The sequence below is a fragment of the Microbispora hainanensis genome (assembly GCF_006874475.1).
Classification (GTDB): Bacteria; Actinomycetota; Actinomycetes; order Streptosporangiales; family Streptosporangiaceae; genus Microbispora; species Microbispora hainanensis.
In genome coordinates this window covers 111,322-129,187 of record NZ_VIRM01000003.1, presented here as the reverse complement: position 1 = coordinate 129,187, position 17,866 = coordinate 111,322, and the positions used below count along the sequence as shown (strand labels likewise).

General features: G+C 72.3%; 19 protein-coding genes and 1 riboswitch. Of the genes, 8 read left to right on the top strand and 11 right to left on the bottom strand.

Annotated elements, in window-relative coordinates; genetic code table 11:
• Window positions 1-6 precede the first annotated feature (6 nt).
• Together allB and alc are read left to right on the top strand one after the other, a co-directional pair.
• Entirely contained in the window at window positions 7-1,320 is a 1,314-nt protein-coding gene (gene allB, locus FLX08_RS03530) for an allantoinase AllB (protein ID WP_142616724.1), read from the top strand.
• Window positions 1,317-2,282: an allantoicase gene (gene alc, locus FLX08_RS03525; protein ID WP_142616723.1), complete on the top strand. Its 966-nt coding sequence runs from the start codon at window positions 1,317-1,319 to the stop codon at window positions 2,280-2,282. Before allB ends, alc begins: the two co-directional genes overlap by 4 nt.
• Before the next feature lie 48 nt (window positions 2,283-2,330).
• Here the strand turns inward: alc and pknB are convergent, their stop codons facing one another.
• From pknB to thiO, 4 genes are all read right to left on the bottom strand, one after another.
• Window positions 2,331-4,445 carry a Stk1 family PASTA domain-containing Ser/Thr kinase gene (pknB, locus tag FLX08_RS03520; protein WP_244312333.1) on the bottom strand — a complete coding sequence of 705 codons (2,115 nt, stop codon included), beginning with the start codon at window positions 4,443-4,445 and terminating at the stop codon, window positions 2,331-2,333.
• Window positions 4,446-4,710: 265 nt separating this feature from the next.
• Window positions 4,711-5,475: a thiazole synthase gene (locus tag FLX08_RS03515; protein ID WP_142616722.1), complete on the bottom strand. Its 765-nt coding sequence runs from the start codon at window positions 5,473-5,475 to the stop codon at window positions 4,711-4,713.
• 2 nt (window positions 5,476-5,477) lie between these two features.
• On the bottom strand, window positions 5,478-5,678 hold the full coding sequence (thiS, locus tag FLX08_RS03510) for a sulfur carrier protein ThiS (RefSeq protein ID WP_079320013.1): 201 nt from the start codon (window positions 5,676-5,678) through the stop codon (window positions 5,478-5,480).
• Complete coding sequence (gene thiO / locus FLX08_RS03505) at window positions 5,675-6,811, bottom strand: glycine oxidase ThiO (RefSeq protein WP_142616721.1); 1,137 nt, start codon at window positions 6,809-6,811, stop codon at window positions 5,675-5,677. Before thiO ends, thiS begins: the two co-directional genes overlap by 4 nt.
• Window positions 6,800-6,910, bottom strand: a riboswitch (TPP riboswitch). Its footprint overlaps the gene before it by 12 nt.
• Window positions 6,911-7,079: 169 nt before the next feature.
• Between thiO and FLX08_RS03500 the strand changes: the two genes are divergently transcribed.
• The 3 genes from FLX08_RS03500 to thiE are packed head-to-tail and all read left to right on the top strand — an operon-like array spanning window position 7,080 to window position 9,358.
• Window positions 7,080-8,258: an NAD(P)/FAD-dependent oxidoreductase gene (locus tag FLX08_RS03500; RefSeq protein WP_142616720.1), complete on the top strand. Its 1,179-nt coding sequence runs from the start codon at window positions 7,080-7,082 to the stop codon at window positions 8,256-8,258.
• Window positions 8,259-8,301: 43 nt separating this feature from the next.
• Window positions 8,302-8,676 (top strand): Rv2175c family DNA-binding protein, encoded by a 375-nt coding sequence (locus FLX08_RS03495; protein WP_142616719.1) that lies wholly within the window; start codon window positions 8,302-8,304, stop codon window positions 8,674-8,676.
• Window positions 8,677-8,704: 28 nt separating this feature from the next.
• The gene (thiE, locus tag FLX08_RS03490) at window positions 8,705-9,358 is read left to right on the top strand and encodes a thiamine phosphate synthase (RefSeq protein ID WP_425280609.1); all 654 of its coding nucleotides are present in this window, start codon (window positions 8,705-8,707) and stop codon (window positions 9,356-9,358) included.
• A gap of 131 nt (window positions 9,359-9,489) precedes the next feature.
• Here the strand turns inward: thiE and FLX08_RS03485 are convergent, their stop codons facing one another.
• On the bottom strand, window positions 9,490-10,557 hold the full coding sequence (locus FLX08_RS03485; protein ID WP_142616718.1) for a polyprenyl synthetase family protein: 1,068 nt from the start codon (window positions 10,555-10,557) through the stop codon (window positions 9,490-9,492).
• Between the two features lie 140 nt (window positions 10,558-10,697).
• Here FLX08_RS03485 and metF point away from each other — a divergent pair, with 140 nt between their 5' ends.
• Window positions 10,698-11,627, top strand: coding sequence for a methylenetetrahydrofolate reductase [NAD(P)H] (gene metF, locus FLX08_RS03480; protein ID WP_142616717.1), 930 nt, complete (start codon window positions 10,698-10,700; stop codon window positions 11,625-11,627).
• A gap of 14 nt (window positions 11,628-11,641) precedes the next feature.
• On the opposite strand, the gene FLX08_RS03475 is transcribed toward metF, so the two are convergent.
• Together FLX08_RS03475 and FLX08_RS03470 are read right to left on the bottom strand one after the other, a co-directional pair.
• Window positions 11,642-12,220, bottom strand: a complete 579-nt coding sequence (locus FLX08_RS03475; RefSeq protein WP_244312331.1) for a GNAT family N-acetyltransferase — start codon at window positions 12,218-12,220, stop codon at window positions 11,642-11,644.
• Between the two features lie 44 nt (window positions 12,221-12,264).
• A complete protein-coding gene (locus FLX08_RS03470; protein WP_142616716.1) occupies window positions 12,265-12,741 on the bottom strand; it encodes a YbaK/EbsC family protein in 477 nt (158 codons plus the stop codon).
• A 126-nt stretch (window positions 12,742-12,867) separates the two neighbouring features.
• On the opposite strand from FLX08_RS03470, the gene FLX08_RS03465 reads away from it, so the two are divergent.
• Window positions 12,868-13,764, top strand: a complete 897-nt coding sequence (locus FLX08_RS03465; protein WP_244312330.1) for a L,D-transpeptidase family protein — start codon at window positions 12,868-12,870, stop codon at window positions 13,762-13,764.
• Between the two features lie 405 nt (window positions 13,765-14,169).
• Window positions 14,170-14,607: an SAV_6107 family HEPN domain-containing protein gene (locus FLX08_RS03460; RefSeq protein ID WP_076432068.1), complete on the top strand. Its 438-nt coding sequence runs from the start codon at window positions 14,170-14,172 to the stop codon at window positions 14,605-14,607.
• A gap of 157 nt (window positions 14,608-14,764) precedes the next feature.
• Here the strand turns inward: FLX08_RS03460 and FLX08_RS40370 are convergent, their stop codons facing one another.
• From FLX08_RS40370 to bldD, 4 genes are all read right to left on the bottom strand, one after another.
• Complete coding sequence (locus FLX08_RS40370; RefSeq protein WP_167530257.1) at window positions 14,765-14,926, bottom strand: hypothetical protein; 162 nt, start codon at window positions 14,924-14,926, stop codon at window positions 14,765-14,767.
• Window positions 14,927-15,192: 266 nt separating this feature from the next.
• A complete protein-coding gene (locus FLX08_RS03455; RefSeq protein WP_142616715.1) occupies window positions 15,193-15,462 on the bottom strand; it encodes a hypothetical protein in 270 nt (89 codons plus the stop codon).
• Between the two features lie 66 nt (window positions 15,463-15,528).
• Complete coding sequence (locus FLX08_RS03450) at window positions 15,529-16,773, bottom strand: arginine deiminase (RefSeq protein ID WP_142616714.1); 1,245 nt, start codon at window positions 16,771-16,773, stop codon at window positions 15,529-15,531.
• Between the two features lie 204 nt (window positions 16,774-16,977).
• Complete coding sequence (gene bldD / locus FLX08_RS03445) at window positions 16,978-17,472, bottom strand: transcriptional regulator BldD (RefSeq protein ID WP_030508976.1); 495 nt, start codon at window positions 17,470-17,472, stop codon at window positions 16,978-16,980.
• Window positions 17,473-17,866 lie beyond the last annotated feature (394 nt).

Here is a 17,866-nt window from a genome sequence, read left to right as displayed (position 1 = left end):
CGGCGCGTGGGAGAACCGTACGACGTGGTGGTGAGGTCCCGGCGGACCGTGACCCCGGAGGGGGAGCGGCCGCTGGCCGTCGCCGTGCGCGGCGGCGTGATCGCGGCCCTGCGCCCCTACGACGAGCCGCCGGCGGCCGAGGAGTCGGCCGACCTCGGCGACCTGCCGCTGCTGCCCGGGCTGGTCGACTCCCACGTGCACGTCAACGAGCCCGGCCGCACCCACTGGGAGGGCTTCGCGACCGCCACCAGGGCGGCGGCGGCCGGGGGCGTGACCACGATCGTGGACATGCCGCTCAACTCGCTGCCGCCGACCGTGGACGTGGCGGCGCTCGAGGTCAAGCGGAAGGCCGCCGAGGGCCGGTGCCACGTGGACGTGGCCTTCTGGGGCGGGGCGATCCCCGGCAACCTCGCCGATCTGCGGCCCCTGCACGAGGCCGGCGTGACGGGCGTCAAGTGCTTCCTGTCGCCGTCCGGCGTGGACGAGTTCCCCGCGCTCGACCGCGACGGGCTGCGGGCCGCGCTGGCCGAGGTGGCGGCGTTCGACGGCCTGCTGATCGCCCACGCCGAGGACCCCCGGCTGCTGACCGAGCCCGGCGGTCCCGCGTACGGCGACTTCCTCGGGTCGCGCCCGCAGGAGGCCGAGCGCAGGGCCGTCGAGCAGGTGATCGCGCTCGCGGCGGAGACGGGCGCGCGGGCGCACATCGTGCACGTGTCGGCCGCCGCCTGCGTCGAACCGCTGCGCGCCGCCCGGTCGTCCGGGGTGCGCGTCACCGCCGAGACCTGCCCTCACTACCTGACCCTGGCGGCCGAGCAGGTCACCGGGCCCGCCTACAAGTGCTGCCCGCCCATCCGGGAGGCCGCCAACCGCGACGCCCTGTGGCGGGCGCTCGCCGACGGCGTGCTCATGGGGATCGTCTCCGACCACTCCCCGTCGACGCCCGACCTCAAGGTGCCCGACTTCGCCGCCGCCTGGGGCGGGATCTCCTCGCTCCAGGTCGGCCTGCCCGTCGTGTGGAGCGCCGCGCGCGCCCGCGGCCACGGCCTGGCCGATGTGGCGCGCTGGATGGCCGAGGGACCGGCCCGCCTGGCGGGCCTGCCCGGCAAGGGGGCGATCCGGGAGGGCAACGACGCCGACCTCGTCGCCTTCGACCCCGACGCCGAGTTCACCGTGGACGTCGCGGAGCTCCACCACCGCAACCCCGTGTCTCCCTACCACGGCGCGCGGCTCGCGGGCGTGGTGCGCACCACCTGGCTGCGCGGCACGCCCGTCGACTTCGCCACCCCGCGCGGCAGGCTGCTGACGAGAGGATCCCGATGACCGGCTTCACCCGCCTGCCCGACCTCGCCCTCCGTACGTACGGCGGGTCGGTCGTGGCCGCCAACGACGAGTCGTTCGCCGCACGGGAGGCCCTGATCCGGCCGGGACCGGCCGAGTTCCGGCCCCACACCTTCGGGGCCAAGGGCCAGGTCTACGACGGCTGGGAGACCCGGCGGCGGCGCGAGCCCGGCCACGACTGGGCGATCGTCCGGCTCGGCATGCCGGGGGTCGTCCACGGCGTCGTGGTGGACACGGCGTGGTTCCGCGGCAACTACCCGCCGTACGCGTCGGTCGAGGCGTGCGCGGTCGAGGGCCACCCCTCGCCGGAGGAGCTGGACGGCTGGGTGGAGATCGTGCCGAAGAGCCCGCTGAAGGGCGACGCGGTCCACGAGTTCGCCGTGACCGATCCCCGCCGCTTCACCCACGTGCGGCTGAACATCTTCCCCGACGGCGGCGTCGCACGGCTGCGGGTCCACGGGCGGGTCGTGCCCGACCGGGCGTTCCTGGAGGGACTCACCATCGACCTCGCCGCGCTGGAGAACGGCGGCCTGGTCGCGGCGTGCTCCAACGAGTTCTACTCCTCGCCGAACAACGTCATCGCGCCTGGCCTGGCCCGCAACCAGTCCGAGGGCTGGGAGACCGCCCGCCGCCGCGACGGCGGCAACGACTGGCTCGTCGTCGCCCTGGCCGGGCCCGGCCGGGTGGCCGTCGCCGAGATCGACACGACCAACCTGGTGTTCAACGCCCCCGGCTGGGCGTCGCTGAAGGGCGCGGACGCGGACCGCGCGCCGCTGGAGGACGAGGACGCCTGGTTCCCGCTGCTGCCCAGAACGCGCCTGCAGCCCGACACCCGCCACCGCTTCCGCCTCGACGACGACCGCCGGATCACCCACGCCCGGCTCGACATCTACCCTGACGGCGGCCTCGCCCGCCTCCGCCTCCTCGGCACCCTCATCCCCTGAGCCTGCGCACCCCGGTGCACGCAGGCGACCGGAGGCCCGGCGAGGACGTCAGTGCCAGATGGTGATGGTGGTGCCCGGCGGCTGCTGGCCGAGCGGATTCTCACCGACCACGCGGTCGGTGCCCATCACCTTGCGGACGTTGACCTTGAAACCGGCCTGCTTCAGCTCGTTGGCCGCGTCCTTGACGGACTTGAACATCACGTTGGGGACGTTCACGACGACGGGCGGGGTCTGGCCGGGATCGGCGGGGTTGACCTCCCACGGCCAGTGGAAGCCCTGGTCCGGGCCGCGTGAGGCGGTCAGGTGGACGGTCGCCCCGGCCACTACCTCGGCGCCGCCGGCCGGGTCCTGGGCGATCACCGTGCCCGGCGGGGCGTCGTCGGTGGTCTCGTCGATCTGGACGTTGAAGCCCTTCTCACGCAGGAACTTCTCCGCCTGGTCGCGCATCATCTGCGTGACGTCCGGCATCAGCAGTCCGGCGCTGACGACGAAGTTGACCGTGCTGCCCTTCTTGACGCGCTTGCCCACCGGCGGGTTGGTGCGGATGACCTGGTCGCGGGGGACGGTGTCGCTCGCGCTCTTGCTCACCCGCCCGGGGGTGAGCCCGGCATCGGCGATCTTCGCCCGGGCGTCCGCCAGGCTGAGCTTCTCGACCAGCGGCACAGCGACCAGTTCCGGGCCGGCCGACGGTATGAGGGTGAGCACCGAGCCCTTGACCACCTCGGCGCCCAGCCCCGGCTCGGTGTCGAGAACGATGTCCTTCGGCGCCTTGTCGTCGAACCGCGCCTGGCCGATCCGCACCTCGAAGCCGGCCTGCTGCGCCATCTGCCTGGCCACGGTGACGGGCTTGTTCACCAGGTCGGGGACCTTCGTGTAGCGGCCCTGGGAGAACCACCAGCCGGTGAACGCGACGCCCGCCAGCATGACGAGGGCCAGCACGGCGACGAACCAGACGGGCCTGATCCCGCCGCGTCCCCTGCGCCGTCCCGTCTCGGCCCGGTCGGTCAGCAGTTCCGAGCGCGGCTGGATCATCGTGTGGCCGAGCGGCGACTCGGGCTCGGCGAGCGCGTGCGACCCCATGCCGAACGACCCGCTGCCGAACGACCCGGTGCCAGGAGACCCCGTGACAGGAGAGCCGGTGCCGTGCGACCCCGTGCCATGCGACCCGGTGCCGAACGACGAGGCCCCGCCGGCCGGCGGGATGGTCCGGTGGGCGCCCGTACGCACGCCGCTGTGGGCGCCGGTGTGGGCGCCGGTGTGGGCGCCGGTGTCCGGGGCCCCGTGGCGGGAGGCGTGCGCGCCGGTGTGCCCGGTCTTCGGCAGCGTACGGTGGATCTCGACGGCGGCGACGAGCATGGCGGTCGCGTCCGACGGGCGTGCGGCGGGGTCCTTGTCGGTGGCCGCGGCGACGAGCGCGTCGATCACCGGTGGCACGTCGGGCACGATCGACGACGGCGCGGGCACGGTCTCGTGCACGTGCCGGTAGGCGACCGACATCGGCGTCTCACCCGAATAAGGCTGCCGCCCGGTGATCAGCTCGAACAGCATGATCCCGGCGGCGTACACGTCGCTGCGCGCGTCGGCGTTGCCAGTGGTGACCTGCTCCGGCGACATGTATCCGATCGTGCCGATCATCATGCCGGTCTTGGTCTGGTTGGTCGCCTCGATCGCGCGGGCCAGGCCGAAGTCCACGACCTTCACCCGGCCGTCGTCGGCGAGCAGCACGTTTTCGGGCTTGACGTCGCGGTGGATGAGCCCGGCGTGATGGGCCGCGCCGAGGGCGGCGAGCACCGGGATGACCATCTCCAGGGCCTCGCGGGCCGGGAGGTGGCCGCGCCGGCGCAGCACGTCGCGCAGCGTACGGCCGGGGACGTACTCCATGGACAGGTAGACGTGCGCCCCGTCGGTGCCCTGGTCGAAGACCTGCACGATGTTGGGGTGCGAGAGGCTGGCCACCGACTTGGCCTCGCCGATGAAACGCCGCACGAACTGCGGGTCCTCGGCCAGCGAGCGGTGCATCACCTTGACGGCGACCGTGCGGTCGAGCCGGACGTCCAGAGCCAGGTATACGGAGGCCATGCCACCCCGGGCGATCCGGGACTCGACGCGGTAGCGCCCGTCGAGCAACTGCCCCACGAGCGGGTCGGTTAGCGTCGTGTCCACTCGCCAGAGTTTACGGGTGATTTGCCGCCGGGCGTGTTCCCGAATCCCAAACCGAGATCTATTCGGCAGCCTCGCGCGCCGTCCGAAAAGCCATACCGATTCCGAAAAGCAGGCTTACCGGACGCGGAATCGGCCGCCGTCCGCCCCGCCCGCGCGGACGTTCCGGGACCGGCGGGCGAGGGGAGGACGGCTGGTCGCGGCGCTGCCGGACCGTGGCGGCCGGACTGTGGCGGCCGGACCGCGGTGCCGGACTGTGTGGCGGACTTCAGGACGCGCGGGCGGGCGAGGACGCCTCGGCGTAGCGGCGGCGCGGGATGCGCCCGGCGAGGCGGGCCGTCCGCCCGGCCGTGACCGCCTGCCGCATGGCCGCCGCCATCAGGTCCGGCCGGTGCGCCCGCGTCACGGCGCTGGCCAGCAGCACGGCGTCGCAGCCCAGCTCCATCGCGAGCGCGGCGTCGCTGGCCGTGCCGATGCCGGCGTCGAGGATCACCGGCACCGTGGCCGCCTCGACGATCAGCTCGATGCTGTGCGGGTTGCGGATGCCCAGCCCGGAGCCGATCGGGGCGCCGAGCGGCATCACGGCCGCGCACCCGGCGTCCTGGAGCCTGCGGGCCAGCGCCGGATCGTCGCCGATGTACGGCAGCACCACGAAGCCGTCGGCGACCAGCCGCTCGGCGGCGTCGAAGGTCTCGATCGGGTCGGGTAGCAGGGTCCGCTCGTCCGCGATGACCTCCAGCTTCACCCAGTCGGTCTCCAGCGCCTCGCGGGCCAGGCGGGCGGTCAGCACCGCCTCCCCGGCGGTGAAGCAGCCCGCCGTGTTCGGCAGCACCTTGATGCCGCGGGCGCGCAGCAGGTCGAGCACCGAGCCGCGCGACCGCGGGTCGAGCCTGCGCATCGCAACGGTCGTCAGCTCGGTGCCGGACGCCTCGAGCGCCTGGTCGAGCACCTCGAGCGACGGCGCGCCGCCGGTGCCCATGATGAGCCGCGAGGTGAACTTCTCCCCGCCCAGCACGAGGACGTCGTCGGTCATGCTCACCCTCCCTGCACGGCCGTGAGCACTTCGACGCCGTCGCCGTCGGCGACCTGGGTGGAGTCCCAGGCGCTCCGGCTGACGACTTCGCCGTTCAGCGCCACCGCGACCCCCGACGTCAGGGCCGTGAGGGTCCGTACGGCGTCGCCGACCGTGGCGCCGTCCGGCAGCTCGGCCGCGCCTCCGTTGATCGTGACTTTCATCGGCTGAATCTCCCTGGATCGCAGAACCGGGCGACCGGGGGCACCTCGTCGCCGGTGAGGAACGCGGCGACGGCGTCGGCCGTGACCGGGGACAGCAGCACCCCGTTGCGCCCGTGCCCGGTCGCCGCCAGCACGCCGGGCGGCCCGGCGGGGCCGATGAGCGGCAGGTTGTCGGGCGTGCCCGGGCGGAAGCCGGTCGTCGTCTCGGCCAGTTCGAGCTCGGTGATGCCGGGCACCAGTTCGCGGGCGTCGCGCAGCAGCTCGTAGACGCCTCCGGCGGTGACCCGCGCGTCGTACCCCGTCTCCTGGGTGGTGGCGCCCAGCGTGATCTCTCCGTCGCCCCGCGGGACCAGGTAGGCGGGGGAGCCGTGCACCAGCCCCCTGACGCACCGGGTGAGGAAGCCCCGGGGCCCGCGCAGCCGGAGGATCTCGCCCTTGACCGGGCGCACCGGCAGGCCGGGCAGCAGGGACGCCGACCACGACCCGGCCGCCACGACCACCTGCCCGGCCGCGACGGTCTCGCCGGACTCCAGCCGTACGGACGGCCTGCCCGTCTCCGGGGCGTCGATCCCGGTGACGCGCTCGGCGACCAGCGTGCCGCCCGCCTTCTCGAACGCCGTGAGCAGGGCGCGCACGACCCTGCGGGGGTTGACCCAGGCGTCGTCGCGGGCCAGCAGCCCACCGCGTACGGAGGGGGAGAGCATCGGCTCGAAGGAGCGGCACTCGCGCCCGGTGAGCCGCTCGACCCGCAGGCCGAGCGTCTGCTCGAAGGCCGCGAGGTCGTCGAGGACGGCCATGTCGTCCGCGCCGCGGGCGACCTCCAGCGTGCCCTCGGTCCGGTAGTCGAGGTCGGCGCCGGTCTCGTCCTCCAGCTCCGCCCGGAACGCCGGCCACGCCGCCAGCGACGCGAGACCGAGCCGCAGCAGCGGCTCCTCCGTGTAGGTCACCTCGCTGACCGGCGCGAGCATCCCCGCCGACGCGTGGGTGGCGCCGCCTCCGGGCGAGGGGTCGACCACCGCGACCGACAGGCCGCGCCGGACGGTGCGCCAGGCCGAGGCCAGGCCCTCCACCCCGCCGCCCACGATCACGACGTCGTAGCCGGACTGGACGCCGGGTGGCGGTGTGCGGGACACAGCGCTCCCTTCGCCGGCATTACCCGGATCAGGTCGGGGCGGTCGAGAGCCTCACGCTCTCCTCTCAGCCCGGTCCGCCGGGCTCCCGCGCGTCTTACGTCCCCAAGGGTAGTACGCCGCCCGCAACGGCCGATCGGCGGACCGATGAGTCCGGCGGAGGGCGCTTGTGGGCCTCACAACGCGGGCCTGTTCGAGTGCGCGTCAATTGCCCAACTCGTTATGGGGGCCCCGTTGGCCAGGGCCCCTGTCGGCAATCTATGGTCGAGCTGTGGATCACGTCGTGGTGGTGGGTGCCGGCCTGGCCGGCGTGCGAAGCATCGAGGCGTTGAGGTTCCGTGGGTTCACCGGACGCATCACGCTCATCGGCGAGGAACACCATCGCCCCTATGACCGGCCGCCGCTGTCGAAGGCGGTGCTGCTCGGAGAGACCGACTCCACCGTGGTCGACTCCGATCTCGACGCCCTCGACGTACGGCTGTGCCTCGGCACGGCGGCCAAGGGCCTGCGCGAGGGCGTGCTGGAGACGACCGAGGGAGAGCTGGAGTACGACGGCCTGGTGATCGCCACCGGCGCCACCCCGATCCGCCTGCGCGGCGAGGGCCGTCAGCACGTGCTGCGCACGATCGAGGACGCGCTCGCACTGCGCGAGCGACTGGTCCCCGGCACCCGCGTGGCCGTCGTCGGGGCCGGCTGGATCGGCGCCGAGGTCGCCACCGCGGCGGCCAGGGCCGGGTGCGCGGTGACCGTGGTGGAGGCGGGGGAGAGCCCCCTCGCCGTGGCCCTCGGGCCCGAGGTGGGCAGCCACACCACCGGCTGGTACGCGCGGGCGGGCGTCGAGCTGCGCCTCGGGGCGCTGGTCGGCACCGTGGACCCCGACGGCCTCACGCTCATGTCCGGCGCCCGGGTGCCGGCCGACGTGGTCGTCACCGGCGTCGGGGTGCGCCCGGCCGTCGACTGGCTGAAGGGGTCGGCGGTCCGGGTCGACGACGGGGTCGTGGTCGACGAGCACCTGCGCACGTCGCTGTCCAACGTGGTCGCGGTGGGCGACTGCGCGAGCTGGTGGTCGCGCAGGTTCGGCACCCGGCTGCGCGTCGAGCACTGGGACACCGCGCTGCAGGCCCCCGACGTGGCCGCCGCCACCCTGCTGGGCGAGGAGGCGGTCTACGACCCGGTGCCGTACTTCTGGTCGGAGCAGTTCGGTCACATGGTGCAGTTCGCCGGTCATCGGGAGGCCGGTGACCGCATGGTGCTGCGCGGCGACCCGCGCAGGGACGCGAAGTGGGCGGTGTGCTGGCTGACGGCCGACGACCGGCTCGCCGCGGTGCTCACCGTCGACCGCCCGCGCGACGTGGTGCAGGGCCGGAAGATCATTGAGAGCGGCCGGCGGCTCGATTCCCTGCGGGTGGCGGATTCGGCCCAGCCGCTACGCGACTGCATTATGGCGTAGCCGAGGTGTTTCCTGGCGGCCCGCCTGTGGTAATGGTGGTTCCGTGACGCTTACTGTTGCGCAGATCGACCGGGAGACCGACCAGCTCGTAGGGGAGTGGCTCCCCATCTCGGAGGCCGCCAAGAAGCTGGGGCTCAGCGTCGGCCGCGCCAAGCAACTCCTCAAGGACAAGAAGCTCGTCGGCGTCCGGCGGGGCGGCGGCGAGCCGCAGATCCCGGCGGTGTTCATCGCGGACGGTGAGGTGCTCAAGGGCCTGCCCGGCACGCTCACGGTCCTGTCCGACGCCGGATACGACGAGGTGGAGTCGATCCGGTGGCTGTTCACCCCGGACGACTCGCTGCCCGGGGCCCCGATCGACGCGATCGTGAAGGGCCGGCACACGGAGGTCAAGCGCAGGGCCCAGGCCCTGGGCTTCTGACCCCGCCGTCGCATGGCATTGTGGTCGGGTGGACGACATCCGGCGACAGCGGCTCGCGCAGGCCAGGCTCTACCTCTGCACTGACGGCAGGAGGGACCGCGGCGATCTGGAGAAGTTCCTCGACGCGGTCCTGTCCGGCGGGGTGGACATCGTGCAGCTCAGGGAGAAGGGCCTGGAGGCGCGCGAGGAGCTGGAGCTGCTCGAGGTCTTCCGCGCGGCCTGCGACAGGCACGGTGCGCTGCTGGCGGTGAACGACCGGGCGGATGTGGCCTACGCGGCCCGGCCCGACATCCTGCACCTCGGCCAGGACGACCTCCCGGTCCCGGTGGCGCGGGAGATCCTCGGCCCCGGCGTGCTCATCGGCAGGTCGACGCACTCGGCGGCCGAGGCGTCGGCCGCCGCCGTGGAGCCGGGCGTGGACTACTTCTGCTGCGGGCCGATCTGGCCCACGCCCACCAAGCCCGGCCGCCCGGCGCCCGGCCCCGCGCTGCTGGAGCACGCCGCGAGCCTGGGCGCCGACCGGCCGTGGTTCGGCATCGGCGGCATCGACCTGGGCAACCTCGACGAGGTCATGGCGCACGGCGTGCGCCGCGCCGTGGTCGTCCGCGCGATCACCGAGGCCGACGATCCGGGCGCCGCCGCCGCCGAGCTCAAGGCACGGCTGTCCGCCGTCCCGCTCTGAGCGCAGCGCCCGCCGTCGGGCACGGCGAGCCGCCCGCCCGTCACCCGCGGCGGAACGTCCGCGTCAGGCGGAGCGGGAGGCTCGCCGTCCGGTGGGGCGGAACGCCCGCGCCAGGTGAGGAATGCCCGTCGTCAGGTGCGGCGGGAGGTGGCCGCCACGGCCAGTGCGGCCAGTGCGGCGCGTGCCTCGTCCTCGATCGGCGCCTGGTCGAGGGCGTGCAGCGCGTCGTCGAGGTAGCGCTTGATCATGTCCTCGCACGCCGTCAGCGCACCGGTCTCCTCGATCACCGTGCGCAGCCGCCCGATCCCCTCGGCGTCCAGCTCGGGGTCGCCGAGCAGGGACCGTACGACCTCCGTCTGGGCGGGGGTGGCCGAGGCGAGCGCACGCGCGATCAGGACGGTCCGCTTGCCCTCGCGAAGGTCGTCACCGGCGGGCTTGCCGGTCTCCGCCGGGTCGCCGAACACGCCGAGGATGTCGTCGCGGAGCTGGAAGGCGATGCCCACCTGCTGGCCGTACTGCACGCAGAGCCGGTCGATCCAGGCGTGGCGGGCCCGGGCGGCGAGGACGAGCCCGAGCCGGAGCGGCTGCTCGACCGAGTATTTCCCGCTCTTGTACAGCGCCACCCGCAGCGCGCTGTCGAACGTGCTCTCCCCCTGTGCCTGTTCGAGCAGGTCCAGATACTGCCCGCACATCAGCTCGGTGAGCATGTAGTCGTGCATCGGCTGGGCGGCGGCGATCGCCTCGGGCGCAAGGCCGCTGGTGCGCCACATCTCCCCGGACCACACCAGCAGCAGGTTGCCCAGCAGCACGGCCGTGCCCTCGCCGAACTGCGGCGCCGAGCCGTGCCAGCCCGCCTCGGCGTGCATGCGTTCGAACCGGCGGTGCGCCGACGGCATGCCCCGGCGCACGTCGCTCGCGTCCATGACGTCATCGTGGATGAGCGCGCTGGCCTGGAGGAGTTCCAGCGAGGCGGCGGCGAAGCGCAGCCCCGGCTCGTCGCCTCCTCCGGCGGCGCGCCAGCCCCAGTAACAGAAGGCGGGCCGCAGCCTTTTGCCGCCGGCCAGGAAGTCCTCCGCGGCGGACAGCAGGGCGGCCAGATGAGGGTCACCGAAGTGTGGTCGCTGCCGGTCGAGGAACTCCCGGAGTGCGAGGTCCACCTCCGTACGGATGGAATCGAGCGAGGCGGCGGAAGCGGTCATGTTCCGAGACTAACCGGGGTTGATCCAGACACCCATCAGCAGATCCCCTCCAAGCGTGTCATCTCGCTCTGATAGGGCAAATGTCCACATTGCAAGACTGTGACGGCCGTCAAAACCACCATCGCTGTACCCTTGCCGGTATGGCTCTCGGTCTGCCCTCGCGGCTTCCTGATCGCGTCCCGACGGTCCGCGAACTGCTGGCCGCGGGTGAGCGCTCGTTCTCGTTCGAGTTCATGCCGCCGAAGACCGACGAGGGGGAGCGGCAGCTGTGGCGGGCGATCCGTGAGCTGGAGGGCCTGCGCCCGACGTTCGTCTCCGTGACCTACGGCGCCGGCGGCTCGACCCGGGACCGCACGGTGGACATCGTCGAGCGGCTGGCGCACGAGACCACGCTGACCCCCGTCGCCCACTTCACCGCGGTCGACCACTCGATCCGCGAGCTGCGCCACCTCGTCGGCAGGTTCGCCGACGCGGGCGTGCGCAACATCCTCGCCGTACGCGGCGACCCGCGCGGCGGCAACCCCCTGGACGAGTGGGTCAAGCACCCGGAGGGCGTGCTGTACGCCGAGGAGCTGGTGCGGCTGATCCGCCAGGCGGGCGACTTCTGCGTGGGGGTGGCGGCCTTCCCGTACAAGCACCCCAGGTCGGCGACCATCGAGTCGGACACGAAGTATTTCGTGCAGAAGTGCCGGGCCGGCGCGGACTACGCGATCACCCAGATGTTCTTCAGGGCGGAGGACTACCTGCGGCTGCGTGACCGCGTGGCGGCCCACGGGTGCGACACCCCGATCATCCCCGGGATCATGCCCGTCACGCAGATGAGCACGATCGCCAGGTCGGAGCAGCTGTCCGGCGCGCCGTTCCCGCCCGAGGTGGCCGAGCGGTTCGAGGCCGTCGCCGACGACCCGGCCGCGGTCCGCCGCCTCGGCATCGAGCACGCCGTCGAGCTGTGCCGCAAGCTCCTCGACGAGGGCGCGCCCGGCATCCACTTCATCACCTTCAACCGGTCGAGCGCGACCCGCGAGGTGTTCCAGGCGCTGCACAGCGTGCCCGCCGCCGTGGCCGGCTGAGCCGGCCGGTCCCGTCAGCCTTCCCCGGCCCTGGAGGCTTCGCGCACGGCCAGTGGCAGCCGCACGCCGGCGATGACGTACTCCTCGTAGCCGCCGGGGAAGACGAACCGGGTCATCAGGTCGGCGAACCCGACGTCCCGGTAGAGATGCCTGGCCACCGTGGGGGCGTCGTGCGTCGACAGCACGGCCGTACGCTCCGGGCGGCCCTCGCACAGCGCGTGGATCATCCGCCGGCCGACGCCCCGGCCCTGATATTCGGGGCGCACGTGGATCTCGGCGATCTCCAGGGCGTCGCCGAACCAGTCGTCCGCCACCAGCGGCCCGGCCCGGTCCTGCAGCGCCCCCCGCACGACGTCGTGCCACCACTGCCCCTGGCCGCCGTGGAAGCCGTACGCGAAGCCGGCGATGACGGAGGCCTGCGCGTCCTCGGCGAGCACACAGTCGAAGTCGGGATAGGTGGCGTGGTTGCGCATGATCGCCATGCGCCCCGCGAGCTGGTCCGACGGCGGGCGCATGGCGACCGTGTAGATCTCCAGCACGGTGTCCAGCACGGCCCTGAACTCGTCGGGCCCCACCCGTCGCAGTCGGATCACTCGTCGCACACTAGCAAAACGACGCCGGGCCGGTTCGGCAGGCGTCACTCCACGTCCGCGGCCGTGCCCCCGGTGATGCGCAGCAGCTCGTCATAGGACGTCGGGAAGACGGTGTGGGGGTGCCCGGCGGCGGCCCAGACCACGTCGTGCTTGCTCAGCCAGGTGTCCACCAGCGTCCGTACGGGCGCGGGGTGGCCGACCGGGGCGACGCCGCCGATGGGCTGCCCGGTGTGCTCGCGGACGAACTCCGGCGTGGCCCGCCGCACCTTCGCCGCGCCCACGAGGCGCGCGATCAGATCGGTGTTCACACGGTGGGCCCCGCTGGTCAGCACCAGCAGCGGCGCGCCGTCCGCGTCGAAGATCAGGCTGTTGGCGATCGCGCCGACCTCGCAGCCGAGCTGGGCCGCCGCCGTGGCGGCCGTCGGCGCGGCCTCGTCGAGCACGACGACCTCGCCCGTCACCGCGTGGGCCCGCAGGGCCTCCTGAACCCGGACGACGTTCGGATGCAACTTTTCTGCCACCCGGTCACTCTAAACGGATTGCCAGGACATGCGCGGCGGATTATGGCCACTTACGATCACGCGGCTCACAATCGGACCGTAAGGTGAGTCCTTTGATCGAGAAACCGGCTTATGAGGGGGTTGGTCATGATGAGGGGTCGACGGAGACTGCTCGTCGCGGCCGGGGTCGTGACGTTCGCGACGGCCTTCGCGGCGACCGGCGCCGCAGGCACCGCGCAGGCGGGCACCGTCGTGCCCGCGAGGGCCGTGACCACGGGGGCCGTGCTTGGGGCGCTTCCTGCGTTCTCGCCGTCCTCGGCGCTCCCGGCGCTCCCGGCGATTGCGGCGCTTCCGGCGCGGGGCGCCGTCCCCGCACGTGCCGCCGGTTACGCGCCGTTCACCGCCCCGGGCAAGACGCTCAAGCTCGGCGCCAAGGGCTCCGCCGTCAAGGCGCTGCAGGCCCGCCTCAAGGAGCTCGGGTATGTGCCCGGCAGCGTCGACGGCCGGTATGGCGGGGCCACGCTGATGGCGGTCTGGGCGTTCCAGAAGGTGCAGGGGATCACGCCGACCAGCACGATCGCCGCCCGCACCTGGAGGGCGCTCGAGAACCCCCGGGCGCCCAAGGTCCTGGTGCCCAGGGGCAGGGCGAGCCGCGTCGAGGTGAACCTGACCAAGCAGGTGATGGTTCTGTATCGGGGCGGCGTGCCGGTGCTGATCAGCCACATCTCCAGCGGCAGTGGCATCCCCTACACCGAGTACGCCACCTGGAACGGCAAGCGGCAGCGGTTCTCCGGCAGCGCCCGCACGCCGACCGGCGACTACAGGACCACCTGGCGGGTCAAGGGCTGGCACCGGTCCTACCTGGGGCAGCTCTACAACCCCATCTTCTTCAACGGCGGCATCGCGCTCCACGGCGCGCTGTCGGTGCCGCTCTATCCGGCCTCGCACGGCTGCGTACGTCTGCCCATGAGCGTGGCCGAGATCCTGCCGCGCATGCTCGGCAAGGGCGTTCCGGTGCACGTCAGGGGCGCCTTCCGGCGCTGATTCCCTTTATGGAGGGGCCCCGCGCGAGATGGTCGCGCGGGGCCCCTCCGTCGTCTGCCGGCTCCCGTTTCGAACGCGGTCCTCGAACATGTTTTCGTTGACAGCCTTGACAGGGGACATGATCGAATCTATGTTCGATGGAGTGGGCGTGGGACTCGCGGCTCGCGCCCACCCCGTTGGATTCGTGCCTTCGTCGTCGGCGGAGACGAATGCGGCACGGCCCGCGGCGTGGGCCGGACGGGGAGAGGGGAAGCTCCTCGTCCGGCCGCCCACGGGAGCCTGGGAAAGCGCCGGGCGATCTCGAGCGGTTCGCGGGATCTCCGGCCGGCGAAATTGTCGGTGCGGTCTGCGACTGTGAGGTCACCGGCAACCTTCGCCGGAGTGCCACGACTCAAGGAGGCGGGCATGACTGAGCAGAACGACGATCAGAAGAGCGGGCCCCGGCTCTCGCAGGCGGTTCTGGCACACCTCGCGGACGCCAGGGCATGCCTCGCGGACGCCACCGTCGGGCCCACCCCCGCGGACCGCTACGTGTCGGCCCATCTGGCGGCCCTCCGAGCGGCCGCCGGGATCCTCGCGGCCCGTCCACGTCCGATGGACGGCCGCAGGCGGCGGCTGCGCAGCGCCTGGGAGCTGCTCCCGGAGGCCGAACCCAAGCTCGCGGACTGGGCGGCCTACTTCGCGGTGAGCGCGACCAAGCGCGCGGCGGCCGAGGCCGGCATGGTCCGCGCCGTTACGCAGAACGACGCGGAGGAAATCATAGCGGAGGCGGACAGGTTCGTCGGCGAGGTCGAGTCGATCCTCGGCCTGCCCGGCCGCCCCACCCTCCCCATGGCCGGCTGACGCCACATCCGGCGTCCTGCCCCGGCAGGTTGGCACCGCGCCTGCCCATCGCGGGCTTGCGCCGAGTTCTGGGCTGTGGGCCCATCGCGCGCATGGCCCGGCTGACGCCGCGCCTTGGGCCGCAAGCGTCGGGCCTCACGAACGTGCCGCATGGGGCCTATTCGTCTGGGTCGGCGATCTCGATGACGTGCAGCGGGTTGTCCAGGGCCCGGGACGGTCGCTGCCATTTGCCGCCGCGCAGGGTGAGGATCGGGCAGACCGACACGTCCGCGATGGCGGCGGCGTGAGCGTCATGGATGTCGAGGCCGGTGACGGCCATCGTGTCGACGAGCTTGGCGGATTGTGCGATGCCGTCCAGCGGGGCGACGACGGCATGCTCGAACGCGGCCAGGCCGGCGGGCGAGCAGGGTCTGGGCCTCCGGCGTGCCGCGGCCGTCGAGGAGCGCCCCGGCGGCCGCCAGCGCGGGGACGACGAGCGTCTGACCGGCCCGGTCGAAGTCCTGCAGGAGGCCGATCAGGTCCGCGTCCCCGCGGGCGACGTCGGTCAGCACGCTGGTGGTGAGGATGTAAGGCGTGGGGGTGAAGTCACTCACCGGACGCCGCCGGGAAACCATGCTCGGCGAGCTGGCGGTTCACATGCCGCATCATGCGGGCCACTCGTTCGGGGTCGGCATGGCGGGCGCGTTCGCGCAGCAGGGCGAGCGCGCGCTGCTCGGTGATGCGCTTTTCCGCGATGGCGTCGTTGAAGACGGCGGCCACACTGGTGGCCTTGCCGGCCGCCACGAGGTGCTCGGCGTACGCAAGCACGGCGGGGTCCACAGTGATCGTTATCCGCGCCTTCCTGCCTCCGTTCATAGCGGGAACCATACTCACACGCTTGCGTACCGTGAGGGATCCGGGCCGGCGGGATCGCGGGGGCGGTCAGACGGGGTCGCGCTCCAGGGGGCAGCTCATGCACCGCGGCCCGCCGCGGCCGCGGCCGAGCTCGCTGCCCCGGATGGTGATGACCTCGATGCCGTGCCTGCGCAGATGGTTGTTGGTCGTGGTGTTGCGCTCGTAGGCCACGACCACGCCGGGTTCCAGCGCCAGCACGTTGCAGCCGTCGTCCCACTGCTCCCGCTCGGCCGCGTGCACGTCCTGCGTCGGCGTGAGGACCTTGATGTCGTCGAGGCCGATGGCCCGGGCGATCGCCTTGTGCATGTCCTCCGGCGGGTGATCGGTGACCTTCAGCTCCTTGTCGGTGTCGCCCGGCTCCACCGTGTAGGAGGGGAGCATGCCGAGCCCGGCGTACTTCGTGAACACGCCCACGTCGACGTTGGTCATCACGGTGTCGAGGTGCATGAACGCACGGGTCTTGGGCAGGTCGAGCGCCACGATGCGGGTCGCCGACCCCGATCGGAACAGGTTGGTCGCCAGCATCTCCACGGCCTGCGGCTGGGTGCGCTCGCTCACCCCGACGAGCACGACGCCGTCACCGAGCACCAGGACGTCGCCGCCCTCGATGGTGGCCGGGGCCATGCGCACGCCGTCGTACCAGACGTTGAAACCGCCGCCGTCCGGGTTGCCGTAGCCCGGGGCGAACAGCGGGTGCCACCGGTAGACCGCCTCGTAGTTGACGGTCTCCCGCCTGCGCGCCTTCTTGCGCATGGGATTGATCGACACCCCGTCGTATATCCAGCAGGAGGTGTCGCGGGCGAACAGGTGGTTGGGCAGCGGCGGGAGGACGAAGTCGTCCAGGCCGAGCGTGTGGAAGACGATGGAGGCCGGGTCACAGCCCAGTTCGAGGATCTCGCGTTTGGTGATCCCGCCGAGCAGCAGCGGCGCGAGCGTGTCCGCGTCGAGGGCGTCGAGGGCGTTGCGGATCGCGTCGGCGGCCAGCGGGCCGAACCAGTGCTCGTCGACGCTGCCGTCGAGGATGTGCTTGCGCGCGTCGGGGATCTCGATCACCTCCCGCAGGAGGTCGCGGAGGTGGTGCACCTCGACGCCGCGCCCGGCGAGCACCTCGCACCACTCCCGGTGCTCCTCCAGCGCGCGCTGCACCCACAGCACGTCGTCGAACAGCAGGCCGTCCTTGTTGCCCGGGGTGAGCCGTTTGAGCGCGAGTTCGGGTATGTCGACCAGAACCCGGCGAAGCCTGCCCACCTCGGAGCCCACGAAAAACGTCATGTCCTGCCTATCCCCGCATGGCGGGAATCAGTCGTACGGGCGGCTCCCCGTTGCGGAGGCGCCGCCCGTGACGAAGAGGACCGCCGGCGCCGATGCCGCGAAGGCGCCGCCCGGGCCACCCGCGGCAGGCGTGCTCCGTCAGGCACGACGCGTGCCGGAGAAGGCCGGCATCGTCACGGGGAGCCGCGTCCGGGCGTGAGGTTGTCAGAAGGACTCGACGGCGCGACGGGCCTCCGCGTCGAGCACGCCCCAGTGGATGAACTCCTCGGTCAGCTCGACCGGTGACTTGTCATAGATGACCGCCAGCGAGCGCAGGTCCTCCTGCCGGATGGACAGCACCTTGCCGTTGTAGTCACCCCGCTGGCTCTGGATGGTCGCGGCGTAACGGGCAAGCGGGCCGGCCTTGTCCTTCGGCAGCTGTGAAAGGCGCTCAAGGTCGATGACCAACTTGGGAGCGGGCGCAAGCGGGCTGGGGGCGGCTCCGCCCGGAAGAAGCTCCGACACCGGCACTCCGTAGAAATCCGCGAGCTCGGCGAGTTTCTGCACGGTCACCGCGCGGTCGCCCCGCTCGTAGGAGCCCACGACGACGGCCTTCCACCGTCCGCGGGACTTCTCTTCCACACCGTGCAGGGACAGCCCCTGCTGGGTCCGGATGGCGCGCAGGCGCGCGCCCAGCGACTTGGCGTAGTCAGACGGCATCGTGTGGCCCCCGGCTTTCTATGTCTCTTCTCACTTGATTGTGCGTCCTTGTCCTAAGCGTTCCGAACACCGGGGCTGGTGCCCGAGACCGGCACCTTCGGTGACCGCTGCGTCGGGTTTTACCCAGGAAGGTCGCGTGTTGTGGTTACGGACAGTGACGGTAAAGCCGACACTCCCAAAGGTCAAGCTGATTGGAAAAAAGAGCGTGAAACAGTGCTCTCACCGAAATCACCGACACCCGGTGTGATGTGGCTTCCGATCCCCGGCACGTCCCTCGCCCGTCTCCCGGACGTCCCCGGCGCGTCCCGTGAACGGCGCCGGGGGTCCCCCTGAGGCCCCGGCGCGTCCTCGTCACGCCGAGGGCGAACGCCCTCCGCGATGGCATCACCCCTGG

Bases quoted from the DNA above. Each gene is read 5' to 3' on its own strand.
- bldD (WP_030508976.1), bottom strand. From the start codon at position 17,472: ATGCCGTCTGACTACGCCAAGTCGCTGGGCGCGCGCCTGCGCGCCATC.
- FLX08_RS03460 (WP_076432068.1), top strand. From the start codon at position 14,170: ATGACTGAGCAGAACGACGATCAGAAGAGCGGGCCCCGGCTCTCGCAG.
- metF (WP_142616717.1), top strand. From the start codon at position 10,698: ATGGCTCTCGGTCTGCCCTCGCGGCTTCCTGATCGCGTCCCGACGGTC.
- FLX08_RS03515 (WP_142616722.1), bottom strand. From the start codon at position 5,475: ATGACCGACGACGTCCTCGTGCTGGGCGGGGAGAAGTTCACCTCGCGG.
- alc (WP_142616723.1), top strand. From the start codon at position 1,317: ATGACCGGCTTCACCCGCCTGCCCGACCTCGCCCTCCGTACGTACGGC.
- FLX08_RS03455 (WP_142616715.1), bottom strand. From the start codon at position 15,462: ATGAACGGAGGCAGGAAGGCGCGGATAACGATCACTGTGGACCCCGCC.
- FLX08_RS40370 (WP_167530257.1), bottom strand. From the start codon at position 14,926: ATGGCCGTCACCGGCCTCGACATCCATGACGCTCACGCCGCCGCCATC.
- FLX08_RS03485 (WP_142616718.1), bottom strand. From the start codon at position 10,557: ATGACCGCTTCCGCCGCCTCGCTCGATTCCATCCGTACGGAGGTGGAC.
- FLX08_RS03450 (WP_142616714.1), bottom strand. From the start codon at position 16,773: ATGACGTTTTTCGTGGGCTCCGAGGTGGGCAGGCTTCGCCGGGTTCTG.
- FLX08_RS03465 (WP_244312330.1), top strand. From the start codon at position 12,868: ATGATGAGGGGTCGACGGAGACTGCTCGTCGCGGCCGGGGTCGTGACG.
- thiS (WP_079320013.1), bottom strand. From the start codon at position 5,678: ATGAAAGTCACGATCAACGGAGGCGCGGCCGAGCTGCCGGACGGCGCC.